Origin of the sequence: Sphingomonas sp., assembly GCF_050725575.1 — a bacterium.
Classification (GTDB): Bacteria; Pseudomonadota; Alphaproteobacteria; order Sphingomonadales; family Sphingomonadaceae; genus Sphingomonas.
In genome coordinates, this window is sequence record NZ_JBOHHW010000080.1 from 1 (window position 1) to 15157 (window position 15157).

Genomic DNA, 15157 nt, shown 5'->3' on the forward strand with positions numbered 1-15157 from the left:
GTCGCTTTCTTTGGTGATCTCGAGCCAACGGGAAAACCTGCAGAAAAACCGTACATCCTACGCTACGCCTCAACCTCGCTGACGATCAGCCGCCCAACAGCCGATTGAGTCTGAGCCCTAGCCCCAACACGGTAGCCATCGGCGCGACAAAGAGTAATTTTTCCACTGTCCGGGATAATTTCGGCGTGGCCACCCAGAGCGAAGGAAGCGGGACGATTAACGCGGCATCCACGTCCGTGGCGGTCAGCTTCAGCCTGGCTCTGGATTTTGCTCCCAATGCCGCCGATATTCGTATCGCCTTCACCAATATTCCGACCAATGATTTGGGAACTATATCGGTGACCAGTGTGTCGACGTCGGGCTTCACGATTAAAGTGAAAAACGCTCCGGGAGGTACGGGTGTGAACTTCTCCTGGACGGTCTCCGCCTTTCCTTGACCGCAGATGCGGCCATTGATGATTCTGAAGGCAGTGCGGCTCGGTCTGATCAACCGGGCCGCCGGCCGGTCGGACGAGACGCCGCCCGGGCATTCTCGTCCCGCTCTTTGACATCGCCGCTGATTCCGACGTTCTTCTGAGGATGATCCTGGCGCCGTCCTCGTCCAATATTCGTTATGTCCTCGGACTTTGGTTGAATGCCTGTCGCCGAGCCTCGTTAAACCTCGGATGTTGCGTCCCTCCAGGTCGCTCCCGCCAGTCGATCCGGATTGACATTTTGCACCGCAGCATTTACATAGCGCCCATCGAGGCGTCATGCAGCGTGATCGGACCTGAACAGGTCCAGGCTCCGCCTCGGTCGTTTTTAACGGGCTTCCCTTTTCACGCGGGGTGTCATTCTCCCCCCGCCATTCGTGCGTCCGCCGGACGTGCGTCATGGCCGATTCAGGCTTTTATTCCATGTCTTTCGCACATCTCGGCCTTGCCGAACCCCTGGTCCGCGCTCTCGAAGCAAAGGGCTACACCACCCCCACCCCGATCCAGAAGCAGTCGATCCCGACCTTGCTCGAGGGCCGCGACCTGCTCGGCATCGCGCAGACCGGCACCGGCAAGACCGCCGCGTTCGTGCTCCCGTCGATCCAGCGCCTCGTCAACGAGGAAAAGCGCGTCCTGCCGACGCATTGCCGCATGCTGGTGCTCGCCCCGACGCGCGAACTGGCCAGCCAGATCGCTGACAGCGCGCGCGATTACGGCAAGTTTTCCAAAATGTCGGTCGCAACCGTGTTCGGCGGCACCAGCATCAACAAGAATCGCCAGGACATGGCGCGCGGCGTCGACATTCTCGTCGCCACACCGGGCCGTCTGCTCGACCTGATCGAACAGCGCTTCGTCAGCCTGGCGACGCTGGAAATCCTCGTCCTCGACGAGGCCGACCAGATGCTCGACCTGGGCTTCATCCATGCGCTGCGCAAGATCGTCCGCATGCTGCCCAAGCAGCGTCAGACCTTGTTCTTCTCCGCCACCATGCCCAATGCGATCCGCGAGCTGGCCAACCAGTTCCTCAACGATCCGGCGACCGTGAAGGTCGCGCCGGTATCGACCACCGCGGAACGCGTCGATCAGCATGTCACCTTCATCAACCAGGCTGAGAAGCAGGCGCTGCTGACCATCCTGTTGCGTGATGAGGCGGTCGAGCGGGCATTGGTCTTCACCCGCACCAAGCACGGCGCCGACCGCGTCGTGAAGCTGCTTGGCCATGCCGGCGTCCTCGCCAATGCGATTCACGGCAACAAGAGCCAGCCGCAGCGCGAGCGTGCACTGGCCGAGTTCAAGGCAGGCAAGGCCAAGGTGCTGGTCGCGACCGACATCGCCGCACGCGGCATCGATGTGTCGGGCGTCAGCCATGTGTTCAATTTCGAACTGCCCAATGTGCCCGAGCAATATGTCCACCGCATCGGCCGCACCGCACGCGCCGGCGCGAGCGGCGTGGCGATCAGCTTCTGCGCCAGCGACGAGCGGCCCTATCTGCGCGACATCGAGAAGCTGACGCGGGTCAAGCCGAACGTGATGGAACTGCCCGAGGGCTTCATGGCCGAGGCGGCGAAGATCAAGGCCAACCGCCCGGCCGGCGCCGATGACGAACGCCGCCGCGACGATTCGGGCCGCCACCGCGCTCCGCCCCGTGCGACGCATGCCGCGCGCCCGACCGGCCAGCGCGCCGAGGGTGCCGCCCGTCCGGGTGGTGGCCGTCCCGAGGGTGCGGGTCGTCCGAATGGCGGCCGTCAGGAAGGTGCCGGCCGGCCGAACGGCGGGCATCGTCCCGGCGGTCCGGGTCGCCCCGGCGGCAATGCCGGCCGCCCCGCAGGCGGCGGCCCGCGTCGCCAGCATTCAGGCGGCGGACGCCGTTCGCCGGCAGGTTAGCCCTTAAACTCCTCCCCCTGCGGGGTGGGAGCTAGGACCTGACCGTCAACCATTCTTCCTCAGGAGCCCGTGAACTGCGCAAGCGGTTCGCGGGCTCTTCTGTATCTTCATAGCCGATCGCCATACCGCAAAAGAGCATGCGCTCGGCCGGTGTGCCGAGGAACGAGGTGATCGTCTCCGGATAGACCGCCCAGCATTCCTGCGGACAGGTGGCGAGACCGGCCTCGACTGCGAGCAGCATCACATTTTGCAGATACATGCCGAGATCGGCCCATTGCGGCGGCCCCATCTGCCGATCGACGGTGCAGAACAGCGCGGCGGGGGCGCCGAAGAATTGAAAATTGCGCGCGAACCACATGCGCCGCGCCATCTTGTCCTCACGCGGAATGCCGACTTCGCCATACATCGCCTCGCCGACCGCGAAGCGGCGGTCGCGATAAGGCGCGGTGAGCGGCGCCGGGTAGATCTGGTACGCCGGCTCCTCGGTTTCGCCCGCAACCAGCTTGGCCGCGACGATCGCCTTCAGTTCGGCAAGCGGTGCGCCGCTGATCAGGTCGATATGCCATGGCTGCAGATTGCCGCCGGTCGCGGCGCGCGCCGCCCTGGTCACAATCCCGCGCAGCGACTCGAGATCGACCGGCGTGTCGAGGAAACCGCGCACTGAACGGCGTGCCGCTACGGCTTCGGACACTTTCATTGAGGACTCTCCGCTTCGGCATTGGCACTGGTCGCGCAACCCTTGCCGAGGACGCCGGTTTGGGCAAGAGAGGTTGCAAATCGGGACTTATAGGAGAGTCGGATGGCCGAGGCATATATCGTGGATGCAGTGCGGACCGCAGGCGGCAGGCGAGGGGGCAAGCTTGCCGGTACGCATCCGGTCGACATGGCGGCGCATGTTCTCGACCAGCTGATCGAACGCACAGGACTCGACGGCGCGGTGGTCGATGACGTGATCATGGGCTGTGTCAGCCAGGGCGGGCAACAGGCCGGCCAGATCGGCCGCAACGCGGTGCTCGCCGCAAAGAACCTGCCCGACAGCGTCCCCGCCGTGTCGATCGACCGGCAATGCGGGTCATCGCAACAGTCGATCCAGTTCGCCGCCCAGGCGGTGATGTCCGGCACTCAGGACGTGGTTATCGCCGCCGGCGTCGAAAGCATGACGCGCGTACCGATGGGATCGACCGCGATGCTCCACATGAAAGAGGGGCTGGGCAATTACAAATCGCCGCGGCTCGAGGAAAAATATCCCGGCATCCTGTTCAGCCAGTTCATGGGCGCGGAGATGATCGTCAAGAAGCATGGCTTCAACCGCGAGCAGCTCGATACATTCGCACTGGAGAGCCACAAGCGCGCGATCGCCGCGACGGAAAGCGGCGCGTTCGAGCGCGAGATCGTCGCGATCGATGTCGAGACGCCGGAAGGCATTGAAAGCCATCGCCGCGATGAGGGCATCCGCTTTGACGCGACGCTCGAATCGATCGGCTCGGTGAAGCTGCTGCAGGAAGGCGGTGCGATCTCCGCCGCCAATGCCAGCCAGATTTGTGACGGGGCAAGCGCGGTGCTGATCGTCAGCGAAGCCGCGCTGAAGGAGCATGGCCTGACCCCGATCGCGCGTATCGTCAATCTGACGGTGACCGGCGGCGACCCGGTGATCATGCTTGAGGAACCCTTGTTTGCGACCGACAAGGCGCTGAAGCGCGCCGGCATGAAGATCGACGACATCGATCTGTACGAGGTCAATGAGGCATTCGCGCCGGTACCGCTCGCCTGGCTGAAGCATGTCGGCGCCGATCCGGCCAAGCTCAATGTCAATGGCGGCGCGATCGCGCTCGGCCATCCGCTGGGCGCCTCGGGCACCAAGCTGATGGCGACTTTGGTCAACGCACTGCGCACGCGCGGCAAGCGCTATGGCCTGCAGACGATGTGCGAAGGCGGCGGGATCGCCAATGTGACGATCGTCGAACGGCTTTAACCAGCAAGAATTGTCACCCTGAACTCGTTTCAGGGTCCATGCGCGGTCATCCGCCAAACGGACATAGTCTGTGGATCGCCTGGCCGCGCTTGGATGCTGAAACAAGTTCAGCATGACGTCCTGAACAAGAGAGAGGACCATCATGAAACTCGACAACACCATGGCCGCCGTCGTCACCGGTGGCTCCTCGGGCCTGGGCGAAGCGACCGCGCGAGCGCTCGCCGCCAAAGGCGTCAAGGTCGCGATCTTCGATATGCAGGCTGAAAAGGGCGAGAAGGTCGCGGCCGATATCGGCGGCATCTTCTGCGAGGTGAACGTAACCTCTGATGAGAGCGTCGACGCGGGCTTTGCCAAGGCGCGTGCCGCACACGGCCAGGAGAGCGTCCTCGTCTGCTGCGCCGGCACCGGCAATGCCGTGAAGACCGCGAGCCGGTCGAAGGAAGACGGCAGCATCAAGCATTTCCCGCTCGCCGCGTTTGACTGGCTCATCCAGATCAACCTGGTCGGCACGTTCCGCTGCGTCGCCAAATCGGCCGCCGGCATGCTGACGCTCGAGCCGGGCGGGGATGGCGAGCGCGGCGCGATCGTGATGACCGCGAGCGTCGCCGCCGAGGACGGCCAGGTCGGTCAGGCCGCCTATTCGGCGTCGAAGGGCGGCGTGGTCGGCATGACCCTGCCAATCGCGCGCGACCTGATGGGCGAAGGCATTCGCGTCAACACCATCCTGCCCGGCATCTTCAACACGCCGTTGCTGCATGCAGCGCCACAACCGGTGAAAGATGCGCTCGCCGCCAGCGTGCCGTTTCCCAAGCGGCTCGGCAACGCACCGGAATATGCTCATCTCGCGCTGACCATGATCGAGAACAGCTATTTCAATGGCGAGGATGTGCGCCTGGATGGTGCGATCCGCATGGCGCCGCGCTGAGCCGCGCGCTATGGCGTCTGCGGTCGCGTCGCGCGACATTGAAAACGCTGCCCTGAGACGGCGTTTCGATAGCGTGCGGCGCGGACGGCAGGGGGAGACGACCAATCGCACGACCAGAACCATGGCGGCTCGACCCCGCCAGCTACCCGCATAGCGAAGCGATCCAGACCCGATTCCAGGACCTGGACGTGCTCGGCCATATCAACAATGTCGCGATGGCGGCGTTGTTCGAGAGCGGTCGAGTGCGCTTCAACAAGGCGATGAACCTGTCGGGCTGGCACGGCCATCGCTGGCTCGTCGCCAAGGTCGAGATCAACTATCTCGCCGAGGGGCATTTCCCCAGCGATGTCGAGATCGCGACCGGAGTCGGCGATATCGGCACGCGCAGCTGGCATCTGCTCTCAGCCGCGTTCCAGCATGATGAACCGATTGCGACCTGCGACACGGTGATCGTGATGAGTGGGGGTGTGAACGCAACCACCCTTGCCGCCGATTTTCGCGCGGGGCTTGAGGCGCATCGTATCCGGCGCGGGTGAAGCGATCGAGACCGAAGCGCGCCGGACATCAGCCAGACCAGTCAAAAACATCAGCTTGGCTTGTATATCCATAAGCAACCATGCGGACGGCGATCGACCGCCGCCGCATGGTTGCGGGTCAGTATCGGGCTGGCCGATTTCAGCGTGTCGCAGCGATCGACACACTGGCTTGCGTAGCGCTGGCCAGAGCCCCGGCACGCTGCCCCGCGACCTCAGCCGCCTTAACTCTGCGGCACTTGTAGATCGCCAGCTTGCGCTGCAGTTCGGTACCGGTGGGAACGGGGCAAACCGCATCGATTGCGCGGGATATCCGCCGATCGAGCTGCGCGATTCCTGCCGGACTGCGCAGGTCGAGATCGCGATAGGAGACGTGGACGTCCGGCTGCGCATCACGGGCGAATGCAGCATCCGGCACGCCAGCGGAAAGGAGCAGAGCGGGGAGAAGTATCTTTAGCATGGCAGGAACCCTTGTTGTCGTGAACGATGCATTCTTTTGACGCGATCGCGTTCCGGACACCAACAAAGCGATGGACAAGATATACAAGTTCGGCTTATATGTGCGCAATGCATCGCTTACCCCCTCTTGCCGCCATCCGCGTCTTCGAAGCTGCATCGCGACATGAGAATTTCAGCCGGGCCGCCGAAGAGCTTGCACTGACCCAGGCCGCGGTGAGCTATCAAATGAAGCTGCTTGAGGAGCGGCTTGGTGCGGCCCTGTTCGCCCGCAAGGGGCGCGGCATGGCGCTGACCGATCTCGGCCGCCGCATCGCACCCCGCGTGACCGGCGCCTTCACGATGCTCGACGAGGCGTTTGCGATCGCTGGTGCGGAGAATGACTCGGTCCTTGCCATCACCGCGCCGCGCACCTTCTCAACCAACTGGCTGTCCGGGCGGCTGGGGAGTTTCCACGCCATCCGCCCCGATTTGTCAGTGCGCCTCGAGGTTTCCGACGAGATGGTCGATCTGGCGTCGAGCGAATTCGACGTTGCGATTCGCGGCATGCCCGCCCCATCCCGATCGACCGGGCTTGTCTCGCATTTTCTCATGCGCATGCCGATAACGCCGCTGGCGAGCCCGTCTTTCCTGGCAGCGCATCCGCTCACGACACCCGCTGATTTGCTCACGATCGCGCGTCTGTCGCCCGACGATGACTGGTGGGACCTATGGTTCGACTCGCTGGCCGACCTTGACTCGAATGGCCGGTCGCGCACCGGCATCCGTTTCGAATCGCAAGTGCTGGACGGACATGCCGCAATTGCCGGGCACGGTGTCGCGATCGTCAGCCCGCCGATGTTCCAGACGGCAATCGATGCCGGGCTGCTGGTGCAGCCGTTCGAGCATTGTGCGACCTATCGCAATGGATTCTGGCTCGTCTATCCGGAGCATAAACGGAACCAGACGAAGGTCCGTGCACTACGCGACTGGCTGATCGACGAAGTGAAGCTGGCGGCTGGCGACGATCCTTACGGGATATTGAAGCCTCTGCCTGATTAAGCGAGGAGCGACCTTAATCCCGGAAAACCGGCGCGCGCTTTTCCATATTGGCCATCACTGCCTCAACCTGGTTGGGCTGGCGTATCACCTTCAGCTGCTCGACCGTCTCGGCCTCGAGCATCGCCGTCGGATCAGCATCGTGCGCCATGTTGCACAGCCGTTTCGCGCCGCGCACCGCGTGCGGGTTGCGCGAGGCGATCTCGGTCGCAAGTGTCATCGCGGCGGCGTGCGGGTTGTTGGAGATGTGCGAGATGAAGCCATGGCGGAGCGCGTCGTCAGGGCCGAATTCCCGCGCCGTATAGGTCAGTTCACGCAGCACATCGTCACGCACCAGGCTGCGCCACAGCGGAAAGCCGCCCATGTCGGGGACTAGGCCCCAATGCAGTTCGCGGATCGCGAAGCGCGTGCCCGGCGCGGCGATGCGGATATCGGCGCCCGACATGATCTGGAAACCACCACCAAGCGCGACGCCGTGGACCGCGGCGATCACCGGCATGGGTAATTTCCGCCAGCCGACCGACACCTGCTGCACGAGATTGGCGCCATCCCAGGGACGCGATGACAATTCGAGCCCCGAACCGCCGCTCGCCATGCTGCCCATGTCGAGACCGGCGCAGAAACCGCGCCCCTCGCCCGACAGGATCGCGACACGCACATCGTCCATGCCGGCAAGTCGATCGATCGCGTCGGCAATGCCCTGAAACATCGCCGGGTCGATCGCGTTCATCTTGTCGGCGCGAGTCAGCCGGACATCGGCGATATGATCGGTCACGGTGATCGATACGCGGTCATTCATCAGATTTGATCCCTGCTCAACACAAACGGCCTGATCTCACACGATCCGGCTGCCGCTCTCACCCCAATAGCGATCGCGCAGCAGCCGTTTATACAATTTCCCCGTCGCGTGGCGCGGCAGTTCCGCCGCAAAATCGATCTGGCGCGGAGTCTTCACCCCCGACAGTTCGGCGCGGCACCAGGCGGTCAGCTCCGCGGCGAAATCGGGCCCGGCCTCGGCCATGTCGAGCGGCTGCACCACCGCGATCACCCGCTCGCCCATTTCCGCGTCAGGCCCGCCGATCACCGCGACATCGGCGACGCGCGGATGGGTGATCAGGCGATTCTCGATTTCCTGCGGATAGATGTTCACCCCGCCAGAGATGATCATGAAGCTCTTGCGGTCGGTGAGATAGAGAAAGCCGTCGGCATCGATCCGCCCGATATCGCCGAGCGTGGTCCAGCCCTGCGCATTGCGCGCCTCGGCGGTCTTGGCCGGGTCGTTGTGATATTCGAACGCGCCGCCGCCCTCGAAATAGATCAGCCCCTCCTCGTCGGACCCGAGTTCCTCGCCGGATTCGTTGCAGATGTGCAGTGTGCCATAAGCCGCCGTGCCGACCGATCCGGGATGGGCGAGCCATTCGGCCGAATTGATCGTGGTCAGGCCATTGCCCTCCGACCCGGCATAATATTCGAACAGCACCGGCCCCCACCAGTCGATCATCGCTTGCTTGACCGGGACCGGGCACGGCGCAGCGGCGTGGATCGCGACCTTTAGCGTCGACAGATCATAGCGCGCGCGGTCGGCCTGATCGAGCTTGAGCATGCGCACGAAATGGGTCGGCACCCATTGGCTCGCGGTGACGCCGTAGCGTTCTATTGCGGCAAGCGCGGCTTCCGGCGTGAAATGCCGCATCATCACAACAGTGCCGCCAAGCCGCATCGCGGTCATCGACCAGCGCAAGGGGGCGGCATGATAGAGCGGGGCGGGGCTGAGATAGACCGTGTCCGGACCAAGGCCGTAAAGCGCTTGCGCCAGCGTCGCCAGCACATTGGGGGTCGCAATCCCCGGATCCTCGGGCAATGCGACGCGCACGCCCTTGGGCCGCCCGGTCGTGCCCGAAGAATAGAGCATGTCGACCCCGGCACGCTCGTCGGCGATCGGCGTATCGGGCATCGCCGCGACCGCCGCCGCCCAGTCTTTCCACCCCGTTACGCCGCCGATCGCAAGGCCGACACAGTCGGCAAGATTGAGCTTTTCAGCCACATCGGCCTGTGCCGCAGAGGCGATAAGCAGCTTCGCCCCCGAATCGCGCAGGATATACTCGACCTCGGGCGCGGTCAGCTTCGACGGGATGCAGACATAGAAAAGGCCGGAACGCTGGGCGCCCCAGGTAATGTCATAGAATTCGGGAATATTGTCGAGGAACAGCGCAATCGTGTCACCGATCTCCAGCCCGCACGCGCGAAACAGCTGCGCGACGCGATTGGAGCGGCGATCGAGCTCGGCGAAGCTGATCGTCTCGCCGGTCTCCGCAACGATCAGCGCCGCCTTGTCAGGTGTCGCGGCTCCATGAATGCTGGGATGCACCCGTCTCTCCTCGTTTTGTTTTGCAACCTAACGCTAGACGCGGCCCGCGGCTCCCGCAACGCCCGAATCCGGCCCGGCTTGCCTTGATCGCGCTGCCGTGTAGAGCGCGAGGCATGACTGTTTCAGGCTTTGTTTTCGATCCAGAACGTTTCCTGCGCAACGGCGCCGGCGGCCATGGCCGCCGCCTTGGCTTGCATTATCACGCGCATGGCCCCGACTGGGTCGAACTCGCTCTACCTTATAGCGAGGAGCAGATCGGCGATCCGACGAGCGGCGTGATCGCCTCCGGCCCGATCCTGTCGATGATGGACATGGCGACGAGCATGGCGGTGTGGCTCAAGCTCAACGGTTTTCGCCCGCATGCGACGCTTGACCTGCGGGTCGACTATCTACGCCCCGCAACGCCCGGCAAGACCGTGATCGGGCGCGGCGAATGCTATCGCCTGACCCGTTCGATCGCCTTCGTCCGGGGCACCGCGCATGACGGCGATTCGACCGATCCACTCGCGCATGTCGCGGGCACCTTCATGGCGCCGGAGGGCTATCGCTGATGCTGCCGCCCTATGCCGATCTGCTCGGCCTGACCGTCGATCTCGACTTGAGTGATGCAGCGCCGGTGCTGATCATGCCGTTCGGCGACGACGTACTGGGGCGCCCCGGCTTCCTGCATGGCGGCGCGATCAGCGGCCTGATGGAAATGGCCGCGATCGCTGCGCTCCAGCACGCGCTGGCGGCCGAGGGAGGTGGGCGGATCAAGCCGATCAACGTCACGGTCGATTTCATGCGCGGCGGGCGCGACAAGCCGACCCGCGCACAGGGCGTCGTCACCCGGCTCGGCAATCGCGTCGCCAATGTCGAGGCAACAGCCTGGCAGGACGACCCCGCCAAGCCGATCGCGGCGGCACGAATGAATTATATGGTGGCACGGGACTGAGAGCGCCGGCCGAGAATCCTCCAAATCATATCAAGTATTTGATATAGTTATATTATTTTGAGCCGCCCATCGGAAATGGCGACCTGAGATATGCAACATTCGGTGTAACATATCTCCTGCCACCTGCCCCAAGGCTCTAGCTTTTCGGCGTCAGCTTGATCAGCCGGCCCTGTGATCCATCGCTGCCGTCCTCCAGCACCCAGATCGCGCCATCGGGCCCCTGTTCGACCTCACGGATGCGTGCGCCCATGTCCCATTGATCACCCTTTTTCGCATTGGTGCCGTCGAGATCGACCCGCAACAGCGCCTGGGCCGACAGGCCGCCGATAAACGCATCGCCCTTCCATGCCGGGAACAGATCGCCCGAATAGATCATCAGCCCGCCGGGCGAGATCGATGGGTTCCACCAGATTTTGGGTGCTTCAAAACCGTCGCCGGGCTTGTGATCGGGAATGTCGCGGCCGTCATAATGGCTGCCGTTCGAGACTTTGGGGTAGCCGTAATTCTTGCCCGCGACGATCAGGTTGACCTCGTCGCCGCCCTTCGGCCCCATTTCCTGCTCCCACAGATTGCCGGCCGAATCGAACGCAATGCCGAGCAGATTGCGATGGCCATAGGACCAGATCGCCGGATCGAAGCCCTGTGCGGCAAGCGGATTGCCCGGCGCCGGCTTGCCGTCGAGGGTCAGGCGCAGCACCTTGCCGAGCGTCGCCTTTGGATCTTGCGCGGGGTCGAATTTCTGCCGTTCGCCATTGGTGAAGAAGAGATATTGGCCGTCAGGCGAAAAAGCGATGCGGCCCGAATAATGGCCATCGCCCTCGACATAAGGATGCGCACGGAAGATCACCGCGACATCCTCAAGCCTGCTCGCATCGGCGGCCAGCGTGCCCCGCGCCAGCGCCACGCCCTTGCCGCCCGGTCCTGTTTGCGAAAAGCTGAAATAGACCAGTCGGTCCTGTGCGAATCCAGGCGAGAGAACGACGTCCATCAACCCGCCCTGTCCCGCGCTGTCGACCGGCAGGGTGCCGGCCACGGTCGTTGCCTGCTTGCCATCGGCCGAGACCAGTTTCAGCTGCCCGGCCTTTTCGGTCACCAGTACGCGCCCGTCGGGCAGGAAGGTCATCGCCCAGGGCGAGTCGAAATCGGCCACCACGGTCTTGGCGAAGGGCAGGTCGCCGCCCGCGGCCGGGGCGGCCTGGTTCGCGCTGCAGGCGATCAGCAATATCGGCAGGCTCAGAAACAGCAGGCGCATATCGTCTCTCCGGTCCGTCGGCTGGGCGGGACAATGCGGTGCAGCGCAGTGGAATGCGCGGCCCGCTTGCCAGCCTTGTGCGATCAGCCTATATCGCACTCGCGCTTTCTCTACATCGTTGATTGATGAAGAGGCTGCGGGCTCCGGCTCGCGGCGGCGCTGAGACGTATTCATTCGGAGAGCAGATGGCGGATATCGCCAAATTGACGGCACTGATCGAACCCGAGGCCCAGGCTTTGGGTTTCGACCTGGTGCGCGTGAAATTGTTCGGCGGTGCCGGCGACATCACCCTGCAGGTGATGGCCGAGCGTCCCGACACGCGCCAGCTGACGATCGACGATTGCGCCGACCTGTCGCGCCGCATCTCCGACCTGCTCGACGAAGCCGATCCGATCGAAAGCGAATATCGCCTCGAAGTCTCGTCGCCGGGGATTGACCGCCCGCTGACACGACTCGCCGATTTCGCCGACTGGACCGGACATGAGGCACGCATCGTGCTGACCGCGCCGGTTGAGGGCCGCAAGCAACTGACCGGCAATCTCGCCGGTGTCGAGGGCGACCGCATTACGATCGACGTGAACAAGCATGCGCCGATGACCATCGGGTTCGATCAGGTCGCCGACGCGAAATTGCTGTTCACCGACCGGCTGCTCGCCGCGACCAGGCCGCTTTCGGCCGAGGGTGCGGAAGAAGAAGAATTCGAAGACTTTACCGACAATGACGGCGCGCTCGAAGCCGCCGATACCAACACCAGTGAAGGGCAAGATTGATGGCCACTGCCGTTTCCGCCAACAAGGCAGAATTGATCGCGATCGCGAATGCTGTCGCGACCGAGAAGATGATCGATCGCGCAATCGTGATCGAGGCGATGGAAGACGCGATTCAACGCGCCGCCCGCGCGCGCTACGGCGCAGAGAATGACATTCGCGCAAAGCTCGACGCGAACACCGGCGACCTTCGCCTGTGGCGCGTCGTCGAAGTGGTCGAGGCGGTCGATGATTATTTCAAGCAGGTCAATCTGAAGGAAGCGCAGAAGCTCCAGCCCGGTGCGGTGGTCGGCGACTATATTGTCGATCCGCTACCCCCGATCGAGTTCGGCCGCATCGCTGCACAGGCCGCCAAGCAAGTGATCTTCCAGAAGGTCCGCGACGCCGAGCGCGAGCGCCAGTTCGAAGAATTCAAGGACCGCATGGGCGAGATCATCACCGGTGTGGTCAAGCGCGTCGAGTTCGGTCACGTGGTGGTCGATCTCGGCCGCGCCGAAGGCGTGATCCGCCGCGACGCGCAGATTCCGCGCGAAGTGGTGCGCGTCAACGACCGCATCCGCTCGCTGATTCTCAATGTGCGCCGCGAAAATCGCGGCCCGCAGATCTTCCTGAGCCGCGCGCATCCCGACTTCATGAAGAAGCTGTTCGCGCAGGAAGTGCCGGAAATCTATGACGGCATCATCGAGATCAAGGCGGCCGCGCGAGACCCGGGCAGCCGCGCCAAGATCGGCGTGATCTCGCATGATTCCAGCATCGACCCGGTCGGCGCCTGCGTCGGCATGAAGGGCAGCCGCGTGCAGGCCGTCGTGCAGGAAATGCAGGGCGAGAAGATCGACATCATCCCCTGGTCGCCCGACACCGCGACTTTCGTCGTCAACGCACTGCAGCCGGCATCGGTGTCGCGCGTGGTGATCGACGAGGAAGAGGACCGCATCGAGGTCGTCGTGCCCGACGACCAGCTGTCGCTCGCGATCGGCCGTCGCGGCCAGAATGTCCGTCTCGCCAGCCAGCTGACCGGCAAGGCGATCGACATCCTGACCGAGGCCGACGCATCGGAGAAGCGCCAGAAGGAATTCGCCGAGCGCACCGAGATGTTCCAGACCGAGCTCGACGTCGACGAGACGCTCGCCCAGTTGCTGGTCGCCGAAGGTTTTGGCGCGCTGGAAGAAGTGGCTTATGTAGAGGCCGACGAAATCGCTTCGATCGAAGGGTTTGACGAGGATCTCGCCGCCGAGTTGCAGAGCCGCGCGACCGAGGCGCTCGAACGCCGCGAGGAAGCCAATCGCACGCTGCGCCGCGAACTCGGCGTGTCGGACGATCTGTCCACCATGCCGCATCTCAACGAAGCGATGCTCGTTACGCTGGGTAAGGCCGGCATCCTGACGCTCGACGATCTCGCCGATCTGGCGACCGATGAACTGGTGCAGAAGAAGCGCCAGGAACAGCGCCGCCGCGCCGAGACCGAGAACAAGCGCCCCGAAGACAAGGGTGGCGTGCTCGGCGAATATGGCCTGTCGGAAGAACAGGGCAATGAAATCATCATGGCCGCCCGCGCGCACTGGTTTGACGATGAGGAAGCAGCGCCTGCTGCCGACGCATCGGAGGAGAGTGAAGCGTAATGCCATTCGTCAGCATCCGCATATCGGGAACCGCGACGCGCGATCAGAAAGCGGGGATCGTCGCCGACGTCACCGCATCCCTGGTCTCGCGCCTCGGCAAGAACCCGGCTGCGGTGCAGGTCGTTATCGAAGAAGTGTCGACGGAGAATTACGGTGCGGGCGGTCAGTTGATCGCCGATCGTGACACTCCCTCATCGGCACCGTCGAGGGAGGACGCGCATGCGGTTCCCTCACAATGACGCGCTAGGGCTACAGACATTCCCTCACTGCCCCGGAACGGTTCCGGGGTTCGCGGTACTGCGGGTGGAGGCGTGCGTATGACCGCCACCGATCCGATTCGCCGCTGCATCCTACTGGGCGACCGCGCGCCGCGTCATGCGCTGGTGCGGCTTGCGCTGTCGCCGGACGGCGATGTGCTACCCGATGTACGTGCCAAGGCGCCGGGACGCGGCGCATGGATCGGCGTGACCAGGGCCGAACTCGAAACGGCGATCAAGAAGGGCAAGTTGAAGGGAGCGTTCGCGCGCGCCTTCAAGACCGGTCCGATCGCTATCCCCGACGATTTGCCCGCCAAGATCGAGGCAGCGCTGAAACGCGCGGCGCTCGACCGGCTCGGGCTCGAATCACGGTCCGGCGGCCTGTTCTCGGGCTCCGACAAGATCGAGACCGCGGCGCGCTCGGGCAAGCTCCATCTGCTGCTGCACGCGTCCGACGCGGGCACCGACGGCAACCGCAAACTCGATCAGGCCTGGCGCGTCGGCAATGACGAAGAAGGCAGCGATCGGAGGGGCTTGGTTCTGCCGGTGCCACGCACCATATTGGCCGTGGCACTGGGCCGCCAAAATGTGGTACATATCGGCCTGACTGATCCCGATGCAGCCAAAAGGGTGAGCGAAGCGCTTCACCGCTGGCTGCATTTCATCGGCCCTGACCCAT

General features: G+C 63.8%; 17 protein-coding genes. 12 read left to right on the forward strand and 5 right to left on the reverse strand.

The features are described 5' to 3' along the window. Window positions 1-185: 185 nt before the first annotated feature. Window positions 186-437, forward strand: coding sequence for a hypothetical protein (locus ACRECS_RS26520; protein WP_431585976.1), 252 nt, complete (start codon window positions 186-188; stop codon window positions 435-437). 459 nt (window positions 438-896) lie between these two features. Next, complete coding sequence (locus ACRECS_RS26525) at window positions 897-2357, forward strand: DEAD/DEAH box helicase (RefSeq protein ID WP_431585977.1); 1461 nt, start codon at window positions 897-899, stop codon at window positions 2355-2357. Window positions 2358-2388: 31 nt separating this feature from the next. Here ACRECS_RS26525 and ACRECS_RS26530 read toward each other — a convergent pair whose 3' ends face one another. Beyond that, entirely contained in the window at window positions 2389-3054 is a 666-nt protein-coding gene (locus tag ACRECS_RS26530) for a nitroreductase (RefSeq protein WP_431585978.1), read from the reverse strand. Window positions 3055-3156: 102 nt separating this feature from the next. On the opposite strand from ACRECS_RS26530, the gene ACRECS_RS26535 reads away from it, so the two are divergent. From ACRECS_RS26535 to ACRECS_RS26545, 3 genes are all read left to right on the forward strand, one after another. Next, entirely contained in the window at window positions 3157-4329 is a 1173-nt protein-coding gene (locus ACRECS_RS26535; RefSeq protein ID WP_431585979.1) for an acetyl-CoA C-acetyltransferase, read from the forward strand. Between the two features lie 142 nt (window positions 4330-4471). Then, entirely contained in the window at window positions 4472-5254 is a 783-nt protein-coding gene (locus tag ACRECS_RS26540) for an SDR family NAD(P)-dependent oxidoreductase (protein WP_431585980.1), read from the forward strand. Window positions 5255-5358: 104 nt separating this feature from the next. Next, window positions 5359-5790 carry an acyl-CoA thioesterase gene (locus ACRECS_RS26545; RefSeq protein ID WP_431585991.1) on the forward strand — a complete coding sequence of 144 codons (432 nt, stop codon included), beginning with the start codon at window positions 5359-5361 and terminating at the stop codon, window positions 5788-5790. 139 nt (window positions 5791-5929) lie between these two features. On the opposite strand, the gene ACRECS_RS26550 is transcribed toward ACRECS_RS26545, so the two are convergent. Next, the gene (locus ACRECS_RS26550) at window positions 5930-6247 is read right to left on the reverse strand and encodes a UrcA family protein (protein ID WP_431585981.1); all 318 of its coding nucleotides are present in this window, start codon (window positions 6245-6247) and stop codon (window positions 5930-5932) included. Window positions 6248-6354: 107 nt separating this feature from the next. Here ACRECS_RS26550 and ACRECS_RS26555 point away from each other — a divergent pair, with 107 nt between their 5' ends. Beyond that, window positions 6355-7284, forward strand: a complete 930-nt coding sequence (locus ACRECS_RS26555; RefSeq protein WP_431585982.1) for a LysR substrate-binding domain-containing protein — start codon at window positions 6355-6357, stop codon at window positions 7282-7284. Window positions 7285-7297: 13 nt separating this feature from the next. Here the strand turns inward: ACRECS_RS26555 and ACRECS_RS26560 are convergent, their stop codons facing one another. Both ACRECS_RS26560 and ACRECS_RS26565 read right to left on the reverse strand, forming a co-directional pair. After that, window positions 7298-8080, reverse strand: a complete 783-nt coding sequence (locus ACRECS_RS26560) for a crotonase/enoyl-CoA hydratase family protein (RefSeq protein WP_431585983.1) — start codon at window positions 8078-8080, stop codon at window positions 7298-7300. 36 nt (window positions 8081-8116) lie between these two features. Further along, window positions 8117-9649: an acyl-CoA synthetase gene (locus ACRECS_RS26565; RefSeq protein ID WP_431585984.1), complete on the reverse strand. Its 1533-nt coding sequence runs from the start codon at window positions 9647-9649 to the stop codon at window positions 8117-8119. A 113-nt stretch (window positions 9650-9762) separates the two neighbouring features. Between ACRECS_RS26565 and ACRECS_RS26570 the strand changes: the two genes are divergently transcribed. Beyond that, window positions 9763-10200, forward strand: a complete 438-nt coding sequence (locus tag ACRECS_RS26570) for a PaaI family thioesterase (protein WP_431585985.1) — start codon at window positions 9763-9765, stop codon at window positions 10198-10200. Then, window positions 10200-10583 (forward strand): PaaI family thioesterase, encoded by a 384-nt coding sequence (locus ACRECS_RS26575; RefSeq protein WP_431585986.1) that lies wholly within the window; start codon window positions 10200-10202, stop codon window positions 10581-10583. The genes ACRECS_RS26570 and ACRECS_RS26575 overlap by 1 nt, the downstream gene beginning before the upstream one ends. Window positions 10584-10719: 136 nt before the next feature. Here ACRECS_RS26575 and ACRECS_RS26580 read toward each other — a convergent pair whose 3' ends face one another. Then, window positions 10720-11835 carry a PQQ-dependent sugar dehydrogenase gene (locus tag ACRECS_RS26580; RefSeq protein WP_431585987.1) on the reverse strand — a complete coding sequence of 372 codons (1116 nt, stop codon included), beginning with the start codon at window positions 11833-11835 and terminating at the stop codon, window positions 10720-10722. Window positions 11836-12020: 185 nt separating this feature from the next. On the opposite strand from ACRECS_RS26580, the gene rimP reads away from it, so the two are divergent. The 4 genes from rimP to ACRECS_RS26600 all read left to right on the forward strand — a co-directional run. Then, the gene (gene rimP / locus ACRECS_RS26585; RefSeq protein ID WP_431585988.1) at window positions 12021-12605 is read left to right on the forward strand and encodes a ribosome maturation protein RimP; all 585 of its coding nucleotides are present in this window, start codon (window positions 12021-12023) and stop codon (window positions 12603-12605) included. Further along, complete coding sequence (gene nusA / locus ACRECS_RS26590; RefSeq protein ID WP_431585989.1) at window positions 12605-14221, forward strand: transcription termination factor NusA; 1617 nt, start codon at window positions 12605-12607, stop codon at window positions 14219-14221. The genes rimP and nusA overlap by 1 nt, the downstream gene beginning before the upstream one ends. Then, on the forward strand, window positions 14221-14460 hold the full coding sequence (locus tag ACRECS_RS26595; protein WP_187761166.1) for a tautomerase family protein: 240 nt from the start codon (window positions 14221-14223) through the stop codon (window positions 14458-14460). Before nusA ends, ACRECS_RS26595 begins: the two co-directional genes overlap by 1 nt. Window positions 14461-14538: 78 nt before the next feature. Then, window positions 14539-15157: DUF448 domain-containing protein (locus ACRECS_RS26600; protein ID WP_431585990.1), on the forward strand; the 619-nt coding region annotated here is incomplete at its 3' end.

What these genes read in the sequence shown, in the direction of transcription:
- ACRECS_RS26575 (WP_431585986.1), top strand. Translation starts at nt 10,200, where the DNA reads ATGCTGCCGCCCTATGCCGATCTGCTCGGCCTGACCGTCGATCTCGAC.
- ACRECS_RS26570 (WP_431585985.1), top strand. Translation starts at nt 9,763, where the DNA reads ATGACTGTTTCAGGCTTTGTTTTCGATCCAGAACGTTTCCTGCGCAAC.
- ACRECS_RS26540 (WP_431585980.1), top strand. Translation starts at nt 4,472, where the DNA reads ATGAAACTCGACAACACCATGGCCGCCGTCGTCACCGGTGGCTCCTCG.
- ACRECS_RS26530 (WP_431585978.1), bottom strand. Translation starts at nt 3,054, where the DNA reads ATGAAAGTGTCCGAAGCCGTAGCGGCACGCCGTTCAGTGCGCGGTTTC.
- ACRECS_RS26555 (WP_431585982.1), top strand. Translation starts at nt 6,355, where the DNA reads ATGCATCGCTTACCCCCTCTTGCCGCCATCCGCGTCTTCGAAGCTGCA.
- ACRECS_RS26535 (WP_431585979.1), top strand. Translation starts at nt 3,157, where the DNA reads ATGGCCGAGGCATATATCGTGGATGCAGTGCGGACCGCAGGCGGCAGG.
- ACRECS_RS26580 (WP_431585987.1), bottom strand. Translation starts at nt 11,835, where the DNA reads ATGCGCCTGCTGTTTCTGAGCCTGCCGATATTGCTGATCGCCTGCAGC.
- ACRECS_RS26560 (WP_431585983.1), bottom strand. Translation starts at nt 8,080, where the DNA reads ATGAATGACCGCGTATCGATCACCGTGACCGATCATATCGCCGATGTC.
- ACRECS_RS26525 (WP_431585977.1), top strand. Translation starts at nt 897, where the DNA reads ATGTCTTTCGCACATCTCGGCCTTGCCGAACCCCTGGTCCGCGCTCTC.
- ACRECS_RS26595 (WP_187761166.1), top strand. Translation starts at nt 14,221, where the DNA reads ATGCCATTCGTCAGCATCCGCATATCGGGAACCGCGACGCGCGATCAG.
- ACRECS_RS26550 (WP_431585981.1), bottom strand. Translation starts at nt 6,247, where the DNA reads ATGCTAAAGATACTTCTCCCCGCTCTGCTCCTTTCCGCTGGCGTGCCG.
- nusA (WP_431585989.1), top strand. Translation starts at nt 12,605, where the DNA reads ATGGCCACTGCCGTTTCCGCCAACAAGGCAGAATTGATCGCGATCGCG.
- rimP (WP_431585988.1), top strand. Translation starts at nt 12,021, where the DNA reads ATGGCGGATATCGCCAAATTGACGGCACTGATCGAACCCGAGGCCCAG.